Annotated in this window: 10 protein-coding genes; 2 read left to right on the top strand and 8 right to left on the bottom strand. The window is 46.7% G+C overall.

Features of this window, described 5'->3' with window-relative positions; all coding sequences use genetic code 11:
• Window positions 1-73 precede the first annotated feature (73 nt).
• Both KOD92_RS04700 and KOD92_RS04695 read right to left on the bottom strand, forming a co-directional pair.
• On the bottom strand, window positions 74-769 hold the full coding sequence (locus KOD92_RS04700) for a TapB family protein (protein WP_215232338.1): 696 nt from the start codon (window positions 767-769) through the stop codon (window positions 74-76).
• A gap of 110 nt (window positions 770-879) precedes the next feature.
• A complete protein-coding gene (locus tag KOD92_RS04695; protein ID WP_215232647.1) occupies window positions 880-1,761 on the bottom strand; it encodes a geranylgeranylglycerol-phosphate geranylgeranyltransferase in 882 nt (293 codons plus the stop codon).
• Between the two features lie 177 nt (window positions 1,762-1,938).
• Between KOD92_RS04695 and bshA the strand changes: the two genes are divergently transcribed.
• The gene (gene bshA / locus KOD92_RS04690; protein WP_215232337.1) at window positions 1,939-3,078 is read left to right on the top strand and encodes an N-acetyl-alpha-D-glucosaminyl L-malate synthase BshA; all 1,140 of its coding nucleotides are present in this window, start codon (window positions 1,939-1,941) and stop codon (window positions 3,076-3,078) included.
• 137 nt (window positions 3,079-3,215) lie between these two features.
• Window positions 3,216-3,470, top strand: a complete 255-nt coding sequence (locus KOD92_RS04685; protein WP_215232336.1) for a DUF4834 family protein — start codon at window positions 3,216-3,218, stop codon at window positions 3,468-3,470.
• A gap of 75 nt (window positions 3,471-3,545) precedes the next feature.
• On the opposite strand, the gene KOD92_RS04680 is transcribed toward KOD92_RS04685, so the two are convergent.
• The 6 genes from KOD92_RS04680 to nuoB all read right to left on the bottom strand — a co-directional run bounded on the left by KOD92_RS04680 (window position 3,546) and on the right by nuoB (window position 15,756).
• Window positions 3,546-7,808 carry a T9SS type A sorting domain-containing protein gene (locus KOD92_RS04680; RefSeq protein ID WP_215232335.1) on the bottom strand — a complete coding sequence of 1,421 codons (4,263 nt, stop codon included), beginning with the start codon at window positions 7,806-7,808 and terminating at the stop codon, window positions 3,546-3,548.
• Between the two features lie 137 nt (window positions 7,809-7,945).
• The gene (gene carB / locus KOD92_RS04675) at window positions 7,946-10,789 is read right to left on the bottom strand and encodes a carbamoyl-phosphate synthase large subunit (protein WP_215232334.1); all 2,844 of its coding nucleotides are present in this window, start codon (window positions 10,787-10,789) and stop codon (window positions 7,946-7,948) included.
• Between the two features lie 201 nt (window positions 10,790-10,990).
• Window positions 10,991-12,760 carry a BamA/TamA family outer membrane protein gene (locus KOD92_RS04670; protein ID WP_229254522.1) on the bottom strand — a complete coding sequence of 590 codons (1,770 nt, stop codon included), beginning with the start codon at window positions 12,758-12,760 and terminating at the stop codon, window positions 10,991-10,993.
• 136 nt (window positions 12,761-12,896) lie between these two features.
• A complete protein-coding gene (locus tag KOD92_RS04665) occupies window positions 12,897-14,573 on the bottom strand; it encodes a hypothetical protein (protein WP_229254521.1) in 1,677 nt (558 codons plus the stop codon).
• A gap of 104 nt (window positions 14,574-14,677) precedes the next feature.
• The gene (locus tag KOD92_RS04660) at window positions 14,678-15,220 is read right to left on the bottom strand and encodes an NADH-quinone oxidoreductase subunit C (RefSeq protein ID WP_215232332.1); all 543 of its coding nucleotides are present in this window, start codon (window positions 15,218-15,220) and stop codon (window positions 14,678-14,680) included.
• Window positions 15,221-15,231: 11 nt separating this feature from the next.
• Entirely contained in the window at window positions 15,232-15,756 is a 525-nt protein-coding gene (gene nuoB / locus KOD92_RS04655; RefSeq protein ID WP_215232331.1) for an NADH-quinone oxidoreductase subunit NuoB, read from the bottom strand.
• Between the last annotated feature and the right edge of the window lie 38 nt (window positions 15,757-15,794).

Below are 15,794 nucleotides of genomic sequence, written 5' to 3'. Positions count from 1 at the left end.
AAGCTAAAAAAGAACGGCTTACGAATTCATTCGAAAGCCGTTCTTTGACAAAATCGTATTTTAAATGCGCTGGTCAGTATATTTTCGTCAGCTCGCTATAACCCATCAGTTTACCCTTGCGATAAGTTTCTGTTTTCAGGTCCCAGATAACGCCCGGCGTGCGGTACGAGATACTCTGCATTTCCATTTTGATCGGAAATCCCATTACCATTTCCATGTTCATATCTGCATTCAGCTTGTATGCATCGAACGTTCCTGCCGGGACTGTAAGCTTTTCCTGCGCGCTTATATTTCTGTTCCTGATCAGCATATTGAATGCAACCGGCGCGGCACCAGTCTTGCCCTTTCCTTTTACAGAAGCGTCTTTGAGCTTGTCGCCTACCTGGTATTTCGTAGGGTATTCTATATTTTCATAAGTGAATTCCATCTCCATATTTTGGAAAGACTTCATTTGCTCCTGATTCACGAGCGAACTGGCGTCGAGTAACATTACATTTCCATCGCATTTCATCTCGTACGTATTTTTCAGTTCCGACTTTTCTTTGGTATTAAAAAACTCCATATCGATCTTGAAAACGGTGTACGCGCCATCTTTCGTGACCTTCGCAATCTTGTAGATCATTTTGCCGGCCGGCCTTCCTTTTGCGTCGTAATTGTTCATTTCAAATCCGGAACCTTCTTTGAGCGTGAGGCCGGCACAATCCTGGGCGAATGCAGGTATTTGCAGCGAAACCAGACAAACAATTGTCCATAGTAAAAGCTTTTTCATAATTCGTCGATCGATTCGTGATTTAGATTGGAAACCTGTAAATATACTTTCTTGCGGCAGTATAGCGGGCGGGTGGCAGCTATATTGATTTAAAGGAAATTAAAATCCTGTCAGGCCCAGATCATTGTCATAAGCCCAAGCAGCATAATGATCTTGCATAAGCTGCTCACCTGCCTGAAATCGCGGCGCGTATCAGCCCGGGAAAGCTGGAATGCGAGGTATAAAATCGGCAGCAGCAACAGAATGAAAAGTAGCACGAGCAAGCTGTTATTCAATACCCTCGCCATCGCAAAAAGTGCGAAAATGAATAGTACCAGCACTATATACAGGAAATTGCGGGTGCGCGGAATACCCCAGATAATAGGCAATGTCCGGCAGCCGTGCGCCTGATCGCCTTTGATATCCTCCATATCCTTCACAATTTCCCGGACCAGTGAAATGAAGAATGAAAAAACTGCATAAATAAACACCAGATGCCGGTTTTCAGGATAATGAACGGTCAGGATGAGCAAAGTCATAGCCGTGAGCAGCGATACGATGAAGTTGCCTATAAAAGGCAGCCGCTTGAAACGCTCGGAGTAAAACCAGAGCAGCGTAATCGAGAATACGTTGATCAGGAAAATATACGGGCTGACCGCGAGCCCGAGCACTGCACCCATCACATTCAGGATCTGGTGCGCGCCTATTGCCCAGCGCCTTTTGAGATACCTGCCTACCACAACCCGCTCCGGCTTGTTGACAATATCTATTTTAACATCAAAATAATCGTTGATAATGTAACCTGCGGCGGCAATGCAAACTGTGGAAAGCGATAGCAGAAAAAGGTAGGGATCCAGTACGATCTCGCGCCAGTTCTCCCGCGGGCCGATGAGGAGAATGCGGGTCAGGTATTGGGTCAATGCGACAATGATCAGGTTGGTGGTCCTGACAAGCCGCGCACTTCCCGCAATATAATCCCGTAATCTCAATTTTGACCTTGCCGACACTTTAATGCGGGTTAACGCTGAAAAGAAGGTTTAGCCGATAAAATTATTCATTTTAAAGCATTAACGACAATTCTTCACTTCTTTATCCGGTTAGGGGATAAAAAATGATTATTTGTTGTTAGCCCAAATGAAACAGCCCGCACTCTAACGGCAGTCGGGACATTTAACTATTTTGACAACATTATGAAAATCGGTATTGTATGCTATCCAACCTTCGGAGGAAGCGGTGTGGTAGCTACCGAACTAGGTAAGGCGCTCGCCAAAGCCGGCCACCAGGTTCATTTTATAACCTACTCGCAGCCTCAAAGACTCGATTTTTTCAACGAGAACCTTTATTATCATGAAGTAAATATACCCGCTTACCCATTATTCCAATATCCGCCCTACGAATCTGCGCTTTCGAGTGAAATGGTGCATGTGGTGCAAAACGCAGGTCTTGATCTGCTGCACGTACATTATGCAATCCCGCACGCGTCTTCGGCTTATCTCGCAAAACAGATACTGGCGCAGCAGGGAATCCACATTCCCGTGATCACGACTTTGCACGGAACGGATATCACATTGGTAGGGAAAGACGAATCCTACGAGCCGGTGGTTACATTCAGTATCAACCAATCTGACGGAATTACGGCTGTTTCCGAATCTTTGAGAAGAGATACTTACAGCCATTTCAATGTGACCAAAGACATCGAAGTGATCCCGAATTTTATCGATCTGGATCGTTTTAACAGACAAAAGAAAGACCATTTCAAACTCGCGATCTGCCCGAATGATGAAAAGCTGATCGTTCATACTTCCAATTTCAGGAAGGTGAAGCGGATCGACGATGTGATCATGATATTTGAAAAACTACGTAAACTGCTTCCCTGCAAGCTTTTACTAGTAGGCGACGGTCCAGACCGCGCGCGTATCGAGCGGCTTTGCAAGGATTTGGATATGCTTTCGGATATTCGTTTTCTGGGTAAACTGGATGCGATCGAAGAAGTACTTTCCGTAGCCGATCTGTTTTTAATGCCTTCTGAGACAGAGAGTTTCGGATTGGCAGCCCTGGAAGCGCTGGCCTGTGAAGTGCCTTTGATCACTTCCAATGCAGGCGGATTACCAGAACTGAACCTTCACGGTATCACCGGCTTTTTAAGTAATGTAGGTGATGTGGATGATATGGTGAAGCACGCGGCTTACATTCTGGACGATAATAATTTGCCAACATTTAAAGCAAATGCATTGGCGCGCGCGAAGGAGTTTGACGTTGCCAAAATATTGCCGCACTACGAATCTTACTACGAAAAGGTCGTTGAAAGCAGCAAAATGATTGAAATGTAGTGTGAAAACGGAGCGGGCCGCTTATAACCGGCTCGGACCTTTCCACAGCCAGAATGCCTCATTCGCTAGGATTTTCTTTATATTAGTGTGCTATTTTACTTAGGTTTGCGTTATACAGAGAAGAAAACTTTTGAAAAATGAAACTTGTATTTAATATAATTCTCATATTCCTGCTTTTGTTAGCATTCGTCCCTTTTTTTAGAAACTTCATTTTCCATTTGCTTGTAGGACGGAAGCTGGTGAAGGAGCAGGAAAGAATATTCCGTGCGCATCAGAAACAACAGGAGCAGAAAACAAGGAATGGAGTGAGAGTCGACAATACTCCCCCGAACAAGGATCAGTCTTCGAGATTTGGAGGTGGTGAATATGTTGACTACGAAGAGGTTAAGTAGTACTAAAATATTTTGAAATAAAAAACCGGCGCTTTTCAGTGCCGGTTTTTTGTTGAGTCGGGAAACCGAGTATGTTTACTGTTTTACGATCTTAAATGTGCTTTTTCTTCCTTTTGATTCTACCATAAGCACATAAATACCACTTTGCAGCGCAGCTATATTGAGCTCTTCAGCAGCTTTACGTGATTCCGATTGCCGTAGTATCCTTCCATTCAGATCATATAAAATAATTTTTTTCAATGCGGCTGCATTTTCAAATGTGACGTTGAGCACCTCCTGGGCAGGGTTGGGAGCTACGGTAACTTTGAATGTAAGAGCAGGCTCGGAGGCGGTTACCATTTCTACCCTCACCGTTCCAGGACTTTCTATCGTCCCAAATCCGCAATAGTTAGACACTTTGAAAAGCCTGTAAAACTGGTTTGGCGATGCCTGAAAAAGCTCAATTACGTCGGTAGGGTTGTGGGTCTGCCGCGTGTTGATCAGCAGATCTGTTCCCCACTGATAAGTCCAGGGAGCGCCGCCTTCCAGCAATACTGTGATTTTAGGATTGTTTTTACCGTCAAAAATCACCGATTCGGAAGCGAACCGCGCTTTGGCTTTTTGCCCTGCAACCATTGCAAATTCATAAGCTCCGCTGGCTGTTCCCGGATCGCTCGCAGCCACGCGCATTCTGTATTGTCCATTTGGGATAAGGTCGGCCGGAAGTACAGCTTTGAGCGGGTTCGTGTTTCCAATTGTAGTAATGGACCGGAAGTTCTTTCCCGTTGTGTCTGAAATTTGTACAGACATCATATTGCCCGATGTGAATGTGCCCAGGGTAGCGTAAGAAACTGCGATCGTGTCGCCGGTACAAAAACCTGCACTGCTCTGAGAAGTCCAGCTCGTGACGCTCACGCTTTTTGCTGAAACCGGATTTACCTCCACGGTTGCTGATCCGAAACTGTCTCCTGCTCCGCACTCATTCCGAACCGAGGAAATCGTGTAGGTAGTAGTTTGCCGGGGCTGCACGCGGACGTAATTGATCTGTCCCGGGTAAGCGTAAAAACTGCCGCGGGTTCCATCTGATAATGTATATTCTAAATATCCCGTGCTTTTGCTTGATTTAAATGCAAGCTGCGTTGAGGTTCCGCTATTAATCGTGGTGTTGCCGCTAATACTCAAATCTGCCCTGGTTGTAACGTATACGTTGACCTCGGAGGTTAGGGCATATTTTGTTACCATGCCTCTGATCTGATATCTGCTGCCTGTCAGTATAGCGGGTATGTTCAGGTTGATATCACCCGCGATTATTTTGGTGGAATCAAGCGGTATCTCGGCGTTCTTATCAAGGTCTGTCAGTACAAAACGGATATATGAATCAGAAAGATCGGCCTCTCCGGCCAGGCTGTAACTGATCCGGACAGCGTTGCCCGGACAAACCGACGATGTGTTTGACTGCATGGTCAGACGCGGCTTGACGGATACTTTTACCGAACCCGAAGCAGTACCGTATCCGCAAGCATTTGAGATCATTTTGATTGCATATTGCTGCGATTTCTGCGGATATACGTAAACATTCTCCTGGTTGCCGGAATAGTAGTTGGCAGTAGAATTATCCTGCCAGATTGTAGTCCAGGGATTGCTGCCGGTGAATATCAGTTTCAGGATCACCGTTTGTCCTGCTTCCACTGTAATATTATCACTCATGTTTTCGGTAACCAGATTAACCGTTGCCGGCTCACTGACCTGGACTGAATAACTGTCAGTAACGGGGCCGTCTGATGAAACTACCCTAACAGAATAGTAGCCAGCAGCCAGATTTGCCGGGATAAATCCATTCAATGCAGGTACGGCACCGCCCTTTACAATAATCGTCTTATCAGTTGTATTTTGTTTGGTGAATTCCAGGTCGAAAGTTGCTCCCGACGAAGCTTGACCATCACTCACCCCGAAGGATACGGAAATTGGGTCGCCGGGACAGAAGTAACTATTGTTATAATAGGAAGTAAGTTGAATGCGGTATGCAGCAGGGATCAGGTGCGCACTGAGGTTCACGGGCACACTTCCGCATGTATTCGCTACGGATTTGATCTTGTAAACAGCCATCTTTCCAACCGGCGATTTAATGGGCACTTCGATGGAGCTACTTCCGGTATTTGTTGAATTATAGACCTGGTCGGCACCTCCGTCAATGGAATAGGTTGCCTGTGAAATGCTGCTTGTCTGCGATCTTACCGTAACGTACCCGCCTCCGCTGGCAAGGAATACCGTAGGATTTTCGGCAGTTGTTTCAGGGTAAATGGTAATGTTCGAGAGCGGCTGCTGCAATGTAGTCGACTGAACCTCACTGAATAATACCGGATTTGTTGACGCAATCCGTACTCCGCCGTTATTTGAATACGAGTAATTTGATTTTATTTTAACCCTGTAAGTCCCGCCACTCTCAATGGTTTGGAGGGTTTGGAACTCACAGCAATTTCCATAACCCTGAATGTAAAACTTGTTTCCTGCATTAAAGGACCCGACCGTGCCGAATACAATTTCAATACTATCGTTTTCGCAGATTTCCTTCTTGATCGGTTCCAGATAGATCCCGGGCGCGGATGTAGATTTTACTGAAAGGTTGACAGAACGCGGATTATCATTTGAAAAACAGCTGTTGCTGATCGATTTGATCTTGAACTCTGTATCTGATTTCAGGAAAAAATCTTTACCCGCAATATTTCCCTCGTATTCATATTCAGCGGCTGTCCCGTCTACATATTCGATCTTGTAAGGCGAGCCGCCTGTCAGCCCGTACCTTAATGCAATCATCTGCGGCTTTTCATATACGTAAGTTTCATTGAAGCCCGCATACTGGACATTCGGCATGGTTTGCAGCACTACATTATAGGATACGTTTGTTTGCAGGGCAGGTTGTGTTGTGATGATCTGATAACCGTAACCTCCGTACCCGCTTTCACGCGGCGGCAATGCAAATTCAATGTAATCGCCGTTCTTGCTTGCCGGTAATGTGCTCGTTTCACCATTGAACTGATTATGTAGTTTTACAAAAAATTGCGAGGAACCTGTAAAATTCACATTGGTCAATACTTTGATTTTTCCTTGTGTCCCCGCACAGATCAGCTGCCTTTGCGAATCATCAATTCTGATTCCCTGGCGGACCTTGATCTCCACTACCTGCGGATCCCGGATCTCCGTTTTACCGCAGCCGGTAGTGATAGATTTGATTGAATAATTCTGATCTGCTGTGGGATAGTTGGACACGTAAGCTGTTGAGCTGTTCGAATTGTATACCGTACCATCGGTAAATTCAACTGAGTAAGGCGGTAGCCCAGTCATGTTGACCGTAAGTTGCATGTGATCAGCAAAATTGATCGTCTGGCTCTGGGTATTGAAAGTCGCATTAGGTGCTGCCCAAACCTGGATCGGAAGCTGGTAAATAGAGGAAACCGTTGCCGGATTTTCCGTGACAACCTGCACATTGTAACTCGCATTAACATTAATATTTGCATTGGATGGAAATCTTGTCTTAAGTAAATTTCCATCAACGGTGGCAGGTGCTTCCAGTACCGCAGGCATTTCCCCGCTGCTTGCATAGCGAAGAAACCGGACCTTGTATTTAGTTGCGTTCGTGAAAGCTTCTCCATTTGTTGATATCCTGACCGAAACCTCACTGTTTTCGCAAAGCGCGGACGGGGTGACGAGCATGGTCTTAACAGAGGTTTTGTTAACAACCGCAGTATAACTTCCACTTATCTCCATTGCACCGCAAAAGTTCTCCGCATGCGCGATGCTATAAGTGCCGCTGGCTGGGACGGTAAGGGTATATGGTTGAGCAAAAATACCGTCGTTCGAGTAAATGCTGATCTTACTGCTATCACTCAAAGTCACACGCCCTTCCTGAAAGTTGGTACCCTGCAGCAGAATCTCCACGCGGTCGTATGCATTCAGGGTATCGGATTTGCCGGGAGGGTTCAATACAACGCGTCCCTTGGAATGCACGCCGATGGAAGAGCTCCAATCGCTCTGTGCCTTTGGAGATGAGGTAATTGCGCGCATTTGAATGTAGGAGTTGCCGAATGTAACCGAATCCGAAATTTTGAATTCAAGGTTCCCGCCGACCAGCACTGCAGGAATTTCTGCACTGATGTTGTTCGCGTAAAGTTTACGGATTTGTACAGTGTACTTATTGTCTGCATTGAAAGTTCCTGACGAGATTACGGGCAGCTTGAAGGTTGTATTGACGCAAACAGACGAAGTAAGATAGTTATGGTCAATGTTAATGGAATTATTCTGCGCAAAAGAACGAGAGCAAAGCAAGAGCAATGCAATAATGCAGGGGTAAAATTTGAGCATGTTTAAGAGGAGTTACAAAAGTGCCCGAAAATACAAGTTTTTCTACAAAATGTGTATAGGGAAGGTGACTTACACAAACAAAAAAGTGGCGTGCAAATTGCTCTGCACGCCACGGTAAATTTATCTGAATGCTTCTGCTACCGGCTCAGGTACAGATTTCTTTCTCCATAAATCTTTTGAAAGAAGTCGTCCTGCAAATCATCTATAAAGTAGATCGCTTCTCCCGTCGATTTCATCTCCGGACCAAGCTCCTTATTTACATTCGGGAATTTATTGAATGAGAATACCGGAATCTTGATCGCCCAGCCTTTTTTCACTGGTTTGAAATTGAAATCAGAGATCTTTTTGTCTCCCAGCATCAGTTTCGTCGCATAGTTAACATAAGGTTCCTGGTAAGCTTTGCAAATGAAAGGTACCGTTCTCGAAGCTCTTGGATTCGCTTCGATCACGTATACAACGCCATTTTTAACCGCGAACTGAACATTAATCAATCCTTTCACGCTCATCGCCAGCGCTATTTTGCGGGTATGTTCTTCAATCTGGCGAATTTCGTCTGCTGTCAGATCGAATGGTGGCAATGCTGCGTGCGAATCTCCGGAGTGGATACCCGCCGGCTCAATATGCTCCATCACACCAATAATGTAAGCATCTTCGCCGTCGCAGATCGCATCAGCTTCTGCCTCCAAAGCGCCTTCCAGGAAGTGATCGAGGAGGATATTATTATCAGGAATATCGTGCAGGATCTTCACAACGTGCTGTTCCAGTTCTTTCTCGTTGATCACGATCTTCATGCTCTGTCCACCCAACACGTAGCTTGGACGAACCAGCAGCGGGAAGCCCAGGTTTCTCGAAAGTTCTACCGCCGCATCAGAAGTACGTACAGTTCCGAATTTCGGGAACGGGATTTCAAGTTCTTCCAAAAGCGAAGAGAACCGGCCGCGGTCTTCTGCCCAGTCGAGTGAATGGTAGCTGGTACCGATGATCTTTACACCGTATTTTTCCAGTTTCTCAGCCATTTTCAAAGCTGTTTGGCCGCCGAGCTGTACAATTACACCTTCCGGTTTTTCGTGCTCGATAATGTCGAAAACGTGCTCCCAGAAAACAGGCTCGAAGTAAAGTTTATCTGAAATATCTGGGTCGGTCGAAACTGTTTCCGGATTACAGTTGATCATAATGGTCTCGTAACCAGCCTCTTTGGCAGCAAGTACACCGTGCACGCAGGAGTAGTCAAATTCAATACCCTGACCAATCCTGTTCGGACCTGAACCCAGTACTACCACTTTCTTACGGTCGCTTACGATCGATTCGTTATCAGGATATTCCTGTGATGTGTTGAAAGTAGAGTAGTAGTAAGGTGTTTTTGCTTCAAATTCCGCCGCGCAGGTATCTACACATTTGTAAACACGTTTGATACCAAGTGCTTTTCTGCGGTCGTAAACCTTACTTTCTTTTGTTCCTAATAAATGCGCGATCTGGCGGTCGGCGTAGCCTTTTTGCTTGGCTGTAAGCAACAGTTCTTTCGGCAGATCTTCCAGGTCAAACTTTTCGATCTGGTGTTCCAGCTCGATCAGTTCTTCAATCTGGCGCAGGAACCAGGCGTCGATTCTGGTCAGGTTCTGAATTGTTTTGAAAGACAATCCAATTTTGAATGCGTCGTAAATATGGAACAGACGGTCCCAGCTCGGGTGTTTCAGGCTGTATTTGATCGCTTCCTGATCGCGCAGTTCGCGGCCGTCAGCGCCCAAACCATTTCTGCGTATTTCCAGCGACTGACAAGCTTTTTGCAAAGCTTCCTGGAAATTCCGTCCGATACCCATCGCTTCACCAACAGATTTCATCTGCAAGCCAAGTGTGCGGTCAGCGCCCTGGAATTTATCGAAGTTCCAGCGCGGTACTTTTACAATTACGTAGTCAATCGACGGTTCGAAGAACGCAGAGGTACTTCCCGTGATCGGGTTGATCAATTCGTCGAGGTTATAGCCGATCGCCATTTTGGCAGCGATCTTGGCAATAGGATAACCCGTCGCTTTGGAGGCTAGGGCGGAAGAACGTGACACGCGCGGGTTGATTTCGATCGCGATGATCATATCGTCGGCAGGGTTTACCGAGAACTGTACATTACAGCCTCCCGCAAATTTGCCGATCCCGTTCATCATTTTGATAGCCAGATCGCGCATTTGCTGGTAAAGCGTATCAGGCAGCGTCATAGCTGGCGCAACCGTAATACTGTCGCCGGTATGCACACCCATCGGATCGAAGTTCTCGATCGAACAGATAATGATCACGTTGCCATTGTTGTCACGCAGCAATTCGAGCTCGTATTCCTTCCAGCCCATTACACTTTGTTCCACCAGTACTTCGTGTACCGGCGATGCGTGCAGACCGTAATTCAGTGCTTTATCAAAATCTTCTTCTTTCTCCACAAAACCGCCACCAGTACCTCCCAAAGTATATGAAGGGCGGATAACCAGCGGGAAACCGATTTCCTGCGCGATCTCTTTTCCTTCCAGAAATGACCTGGCCGTGCGTCCCTTACAAACGTTCACGCCCAGTTCAAGCATTTTTAACCGGAATTTTTCTCTATCCTCGGTAGTTTCAATCGCTTTGATATCCACACCGATAATCTCCACTTCGTATTTTTTCCAAATCCCGGCTTTATCGCAGTCGATAGCCAGGTTTAATGCAGTTTGTCCGCCCATCGTCGGCAATACCGCGTCGATCGGCCTGCCTAGTGCTTTGTGTTTTTCGAGAATTTCGACGATATACTTCTTCTCCAAGGGTAACAGATACACATGGTCTGCGCTGATCGGGTCAGTCATGATCGTTGCCGGGTTGGAATTGATCAAAACTACTTCGATTCCTTCCTCGCGAAGCGATCTCGCAGCCTGAGAACCTGAGTAGTCAAATTCACAAGCCTGACCTATAACAATGGGACCTGAACCGATAATCAGAACGGATTTGATATTCGTATTTTTGGGCACAGCAGATTGTAATTTTTGTAGAAATAAAGGAAATACGCTAACAACTTTTGGGGTTGCCTGGCCTGGTCGGCGGAGGGGTACGTCCAAAAATTCCACAAAGTTAATTCACATATCTGAAAAAGGAGGGAAGGTTTGCGGAAATAACTGCAAAAATTTAGGTATTGTTACCTAATGTATTGATTTTAAGAAAATTATAAAGAATTACTGCAAGGGAACGATCGACGGGGCAGAGATATCGAAGTCGCGCAGCCTGAGCGGAACGTTGCCGCTCGCACCAAAACGCCAAGGCGCCGAGTTGCCGGGGATATTGGGATAAAAACCTACCCTGATCTGGAATGTGTTGACAGCCAGGTTTTCATTACGGAACCGCAGACCCAACCCGTAACCCTGGTAAAGCGGCCCGTCCCACAAAGAAGAAACACCATTTACGAGCCCCAGGTCGGCAAATACGAAATAGGCAATACGAAATCCCAGTAAACTTTTGTCAGAGAAAAAGACCGTTTCGGTGCCTACCGTAAGCCGCTTCGTACCGATCAGCTGATCGTTATTTATACCGCGAATTCCTTGTTCGCCACTGATATTCAGGTAGTCGAGCGGGTCGCGGCGGATTCCATGTGTGTAGCGGAATGTGAGAAACTGCCGGAAAAAGCTGTAACGGAAGGGAATAAGGTTACTAATATAATTGAGCTGGCCGCTGAGCACACCCTGCTGCGCTTTTCCGTTTTTTGAATAGGTACCTACATTGGCAAGTGCGTACATATAGCCCAGGTTATGCGCCAGATATTGGCCGGTCGCATATTGAACACCGGCATAGCCCCTCGCCCCGAACTGCGTGTTTTCCTGGCCGAGCGTCAATGCAAAAAGGTGCCCGATCGGAACGTCTTCCGTTCTACCAAAACCATATATCAAAACGTCCCTTTTATAGTTACGGTTGGAATAACCCAGACTGACGAGCGTCGCACTGCGGTTCCAGTAGATCTTATTCAGGTCGGGCGCGACCTGCGGGCGCTCGTCGAAACTATACTTGTTATGACGGATCGCCGTCACGATCCGTGAATTCTTGGCCAGCGGACTGTTCGGAAAAGGGAATTTGAAAGATCGGCCGATCCAGGCATCGTAAAACTTGTATTCGGTAGGGTACTGGATCACCACATCGATATCGTCCAGCCGCCTTCTATATTGCTGTACTTTAATATGCCCGAGTTCAAATGCACCTGCATACTTGGTTTCGTTGGTTAAAAACCGCCGGTAAAGTCGTATCGATTGTTCTTTCAGGTCGCGCTCATAAATAAAGTTGGCTTGCCCGGTTATAAAGGTTTTGCCAATATAAGGGACCGTGTAAATGGTCCTGAACTGAAATTTCTGAATAGTGTCATTGGAGTTCCAGCGGATTCCCGTTCGCTGCGAATGAGTAGTACCGCGCACATTTATATTCTCCACTGCCAGATTGAACTTATTGAAAGAACTGAATCCGCCCGCAAAATTCAGCGACCATGAATCTTGCACCAAAACCACCACATCGGCCATCCAGGTCACATCTGTTCGCGGCACTACGATGATCCGGGCATCGAGGATAGTACGGTTTTCCCGGAGCAAACGCTCGTTATCTTTCAAAGTCTGCGCCTGAATGTCGTCGCCTTCGGAGAAGAGCAAAAATGATTTTCGGATAATACCTTCCCTGGTATTCGTATGGAGCCTTTTGCTGAGAAATCGTTGGAGGCGGTTTCCTTTACGTGTGGTGTCGTACACGGACTCACCCATAATATCGAGTTGCCGGATATATATTGTACGGATCACCATCCCTTCATAGGGTGTGAACGGATTGGTTTCGATCTCTTTTACTTCCTTAACCTTACCCTGATTATATACGTCCCTGAACAACAATCTGTAAACCGCCTTCGAGAACTTGGTTTTGGACATCCGTGCTTTCAGGTTTGTGTAACGGATACTGTCCCTGCTGTAAACAGACACGCTATCGGGATTTTGGGCCGATGCAAGGGTCGTAAGTAGAAGAAACAGCAACAGATATTTACACATTGGGGTAACCAAATTCCACTAGACAGAATTAACGTAATTGCAGGTATCAAGGTATGCAGCAGGAATGTCGTTATTTATTAGCTTCCAGAATAGCCTGCACCGTTTTTTCCAGTGCGCTCGGTGCCGGGGCATTTTTCGCGGCGAACTTTCCATTTGGGCGGATAATCGAAAAAGTAGCTGCATCCAGCGGGTTCAGCCTGAACAGCAGGTCCATCATCTGATTGTTGTCCAGGAATACATGTACGCCTTTTAACTGGTGCCGGATCACATATTGCCGGAGCAATGCGTCCGAAAGACCAAAATCTTCACCGGGCAGGTGCACAAAAATGAACTTTGTATTCTCGGGTAAGCGGGCTTGCAGCAATGGAATATAACCCAGTTCTTCCCTGCTTCTTGCATCGGCCAGATTCCATTTGGCCAGGTAAATGGTATTGCCTTTAAAACCGTCAATAATCCTGTTGATCCAGCTGGTGCCGCGGTCGTTGGAAGCAGTGAGATAATAGCCAGGCAGTGCCTCCGTCGGATCGGTTTTCACGTCCCGAAAGCTTACAAACTGCCTGATATCAGCACTATCCTTCACTTCCAGCCTCACGATCTCGTCAAGTGACTGGCTGAACTGCGGGCTGCCGGTTCTGGATTGAATGTATTTGCTCAGTGCGAGCTGTTCTTTATAAGTGTATTTGTAAAGGTTTTTGGATAAATAGCGCACTTTCAAAAACTCGGTCGCCGTACTGTCAAACAAATCCCCGTAAATCCTGTTTTCTCTTTCAAAATTGAACAGCAGATTCAAGACAGATTCATTTTTAGCAAAAAGCTTGTTCAGGAAATCCAGCTCACTTTTTTCGGCAAGCCCGTTCAGGGTGATCTGTTCCAGGCGCTGTTTTTCTTCGGGGGTAAGTTTAGGGGTATTGTTACGGATCAAAGTTGCCATTAACCGCACTGGTAACGAATTGGTCCGGTTTGGGTTACTGAATTTGCGTTGTTCTACCAGCAGGTCCGCATAGTCGCCGAACCTATTCGCCCAAATCACGCGCTGACCGGTAAGCGGGGGAGTGATCAATCTTTTCAGACTGTCTTGCAATGCCTTACTTACCTCGTACCTGTTGCTCAAAGCGTGCTCGTAGAGGAATTGCATCTGCTCTTCGTCGGCATTTGATTTCACCCATTCCACCAATGCAGGCGATTTGACGGTATTCTGTGTAGCCGATTCAATGGCGCTTAGCCTGAGTGCTGTACGCTGTTCGGTAGATTTTCTCGCTTCATTCGGGCCTTTTTCCCAAAAGCTTTTAAAGAAATCCTGGCCAAGCGCCTTGCTTCCCGCCAGCTTTTTGTCAACTTCTGTGAGATAAGCGGCATATTGGTTATTAGCATCTGCATTGACGCCGGCGAAGTAAAATAATTTGCTGGCTTTATTCAGAGAGTCCCCATTGAACGTAATTTCAACCGTTCCCGGTGATCCCAGAAAGGTGGTAAATGCCCGGCCGCCATAATCCAGGTAAATTTCTTCCTGCGCAAATAACATCGGAAGCGATACCCGGAAACTACCGTCTGCTTCCAGCGGAGCCTGTTTACTCAGCTCCGACTGCGGTTGCAGAATGTTGTTTCTGGAAAAATTAATGAAAGGCGCCTGCCGGTAAAGCCTGCCGTTGAGGTTGAGAATGCGGCCTTTAACGATCAGGGAATCAGTGGCAGCCTCAGACAGCTGTATGGTAATTGTAAAGAGGACTAGTAGTAGGATGAAGCGCATGCACGTGACTATTAAAATTTTATAACGAAAAATAGCCAGCGTTTTTTGTCCCACCAAATTTGTTTCTTTTATTCCCTTGTGTCAGGAAGTTACAAAACGGTGTTTCAGGTGCGGTCGGGGCCTACTAATTCCTGGTCCGGTCCGCCGTCTTCATACCGCACATATATCCCGTGATACCGGTCCTGGACATTGTAATCTCTGCGCAGCGGGTGACCTTCCCAGTCTTCCGGTAGTAATATCCTTCGCAGGTCGGGGTGACCTTCGAAATATATCCCCATCAGATCGTACGCTTCCCGCTCGTGCCAGTCGGCTGTGCGCCAGATGTGGCTCACCGTAGGCACCGAAGGCAGCGCAGTGTCGGCTGCATTCCTTGGAAATACGACTTTAATCGTCAGGTCGGTGTGGTAGGGAATGGAAGTAAGGTTATAAATCACTTCCATAGTTGCCAGTCCCGGGCCGTTATCCATGGCGGTAATGCAGGCGAGAAAATCAAAATACAACCGGCTGTCCTGATGCAGGAATGCACAGATCGCATCGATTTTCTCGACGGGCACGATCAATATAGGTTGCGGGCCTTTTGTATCTGCGTCAATCGCCACACCTGGAAATTGCGCAACGATCAGCGCACTGATTTCTTGAAAAGTCATAAGTCAGGATATTAGGTAGTAACCGGTTCAGCAGCTTCCATTTCGAGAAACAACGCGGGAGCCACTTCTTTTGTGTTCCTTATTTTCTCCTGAAGTTTCATAAAACCGCCGATCAAAGCCTCAGGCCGTGGCGGGCAGCCAGGCACATAAACGTCCACCGGGATAATCCTGTCCACGCCTTTTACAACGTGATAGCCATGTTCCCAGTAAGGGCCGCCACAATTTGAGCAGCTTCCCATCGAGATCACGTATCTCGGTTCCGGCATTTGTTCATATAATCTCCTGATCCGGTCAGCCATTTTAAAAGTCACCGTGCCAGCCACGATCATTACGTCGGATTGGCGCGGGGAAGGTCTCGGCATGATTCCAAACCGTTCCAGGTCATAGTTAGAGGCATAAGTTGCCATCATTTCAATCGCACAGCAGGCAATACCAAAGCCCATGGGCCACAGCGACGAAAGCCGCGCCCAGTTCATCAGATCCTCTGCATTTGTTAGTATAATTCCACCGTCGCCGGTTTTTGGTCTTTCGCTCATTGCTTGTTCAAGGGAAGAAATTTGTTGGTACGGATATT

It is taken from the genome of Dyadobacter linearis, from assembly GCF_907165045.1.
GTDB lineage: Bacteria > Bacteroidota > Bacteroidia > Cytophagales > Spirosomataceae > Dyadobacter > Dyadobacter linearis.
This window is presented reverse-complemented; position numbering and strand designations above follow the sequence as displayed.

Coding starts and splice junctions, on each gene's coding strand:
- KOD92_RS04660 (WP_215232332.1), bottom strand. CDS start 15,220: ATGACTTTTCAAGAAATCAGTGCGCTGATCGTTGCGCAATTTCCAGGT.
- KOD92_RS04665 (WP_229254521.1), bottom strand. CDS start 14,573: ATGCGCTTCATCCTACTACTAGTCCTCTTTACAATTACCATACAGCTG.
- bshA (WP_215232337.1), top strand. CDS start 1,939: ATGAAAATCGGTATTGTATGCTATCCAACCTTCGGAGGAAGCGGTGTG.
- KOD92_RS04685 (WP_215232336.1), top strand. CDS start 3,216: ATGAAACTTGTATTTAATATAATTCTCATATTCCTGCTTTTGTTAGCA.
- KOD92_RS04700 (WP_215232338.1), bottom strand. CDS start 769: ATGAAAAAGCTTTTACTATGGACAATTGTTTGTCTGGTTTCGCTGCAA.
- KOD92_RS04680 (WP_215232335.1), bottom strand. CDS start 7,808: ATGCTCAAATTTTACCCCTGCATTATTGCATTGCTCTTGCTTTGCTCT.
- nuoB (WP_215232331.1), bottom strand. CDS start 15,756: ATGAGCGAAAGACCAAAAACCGGCGACGGTGGAATTATACTAACAAAT.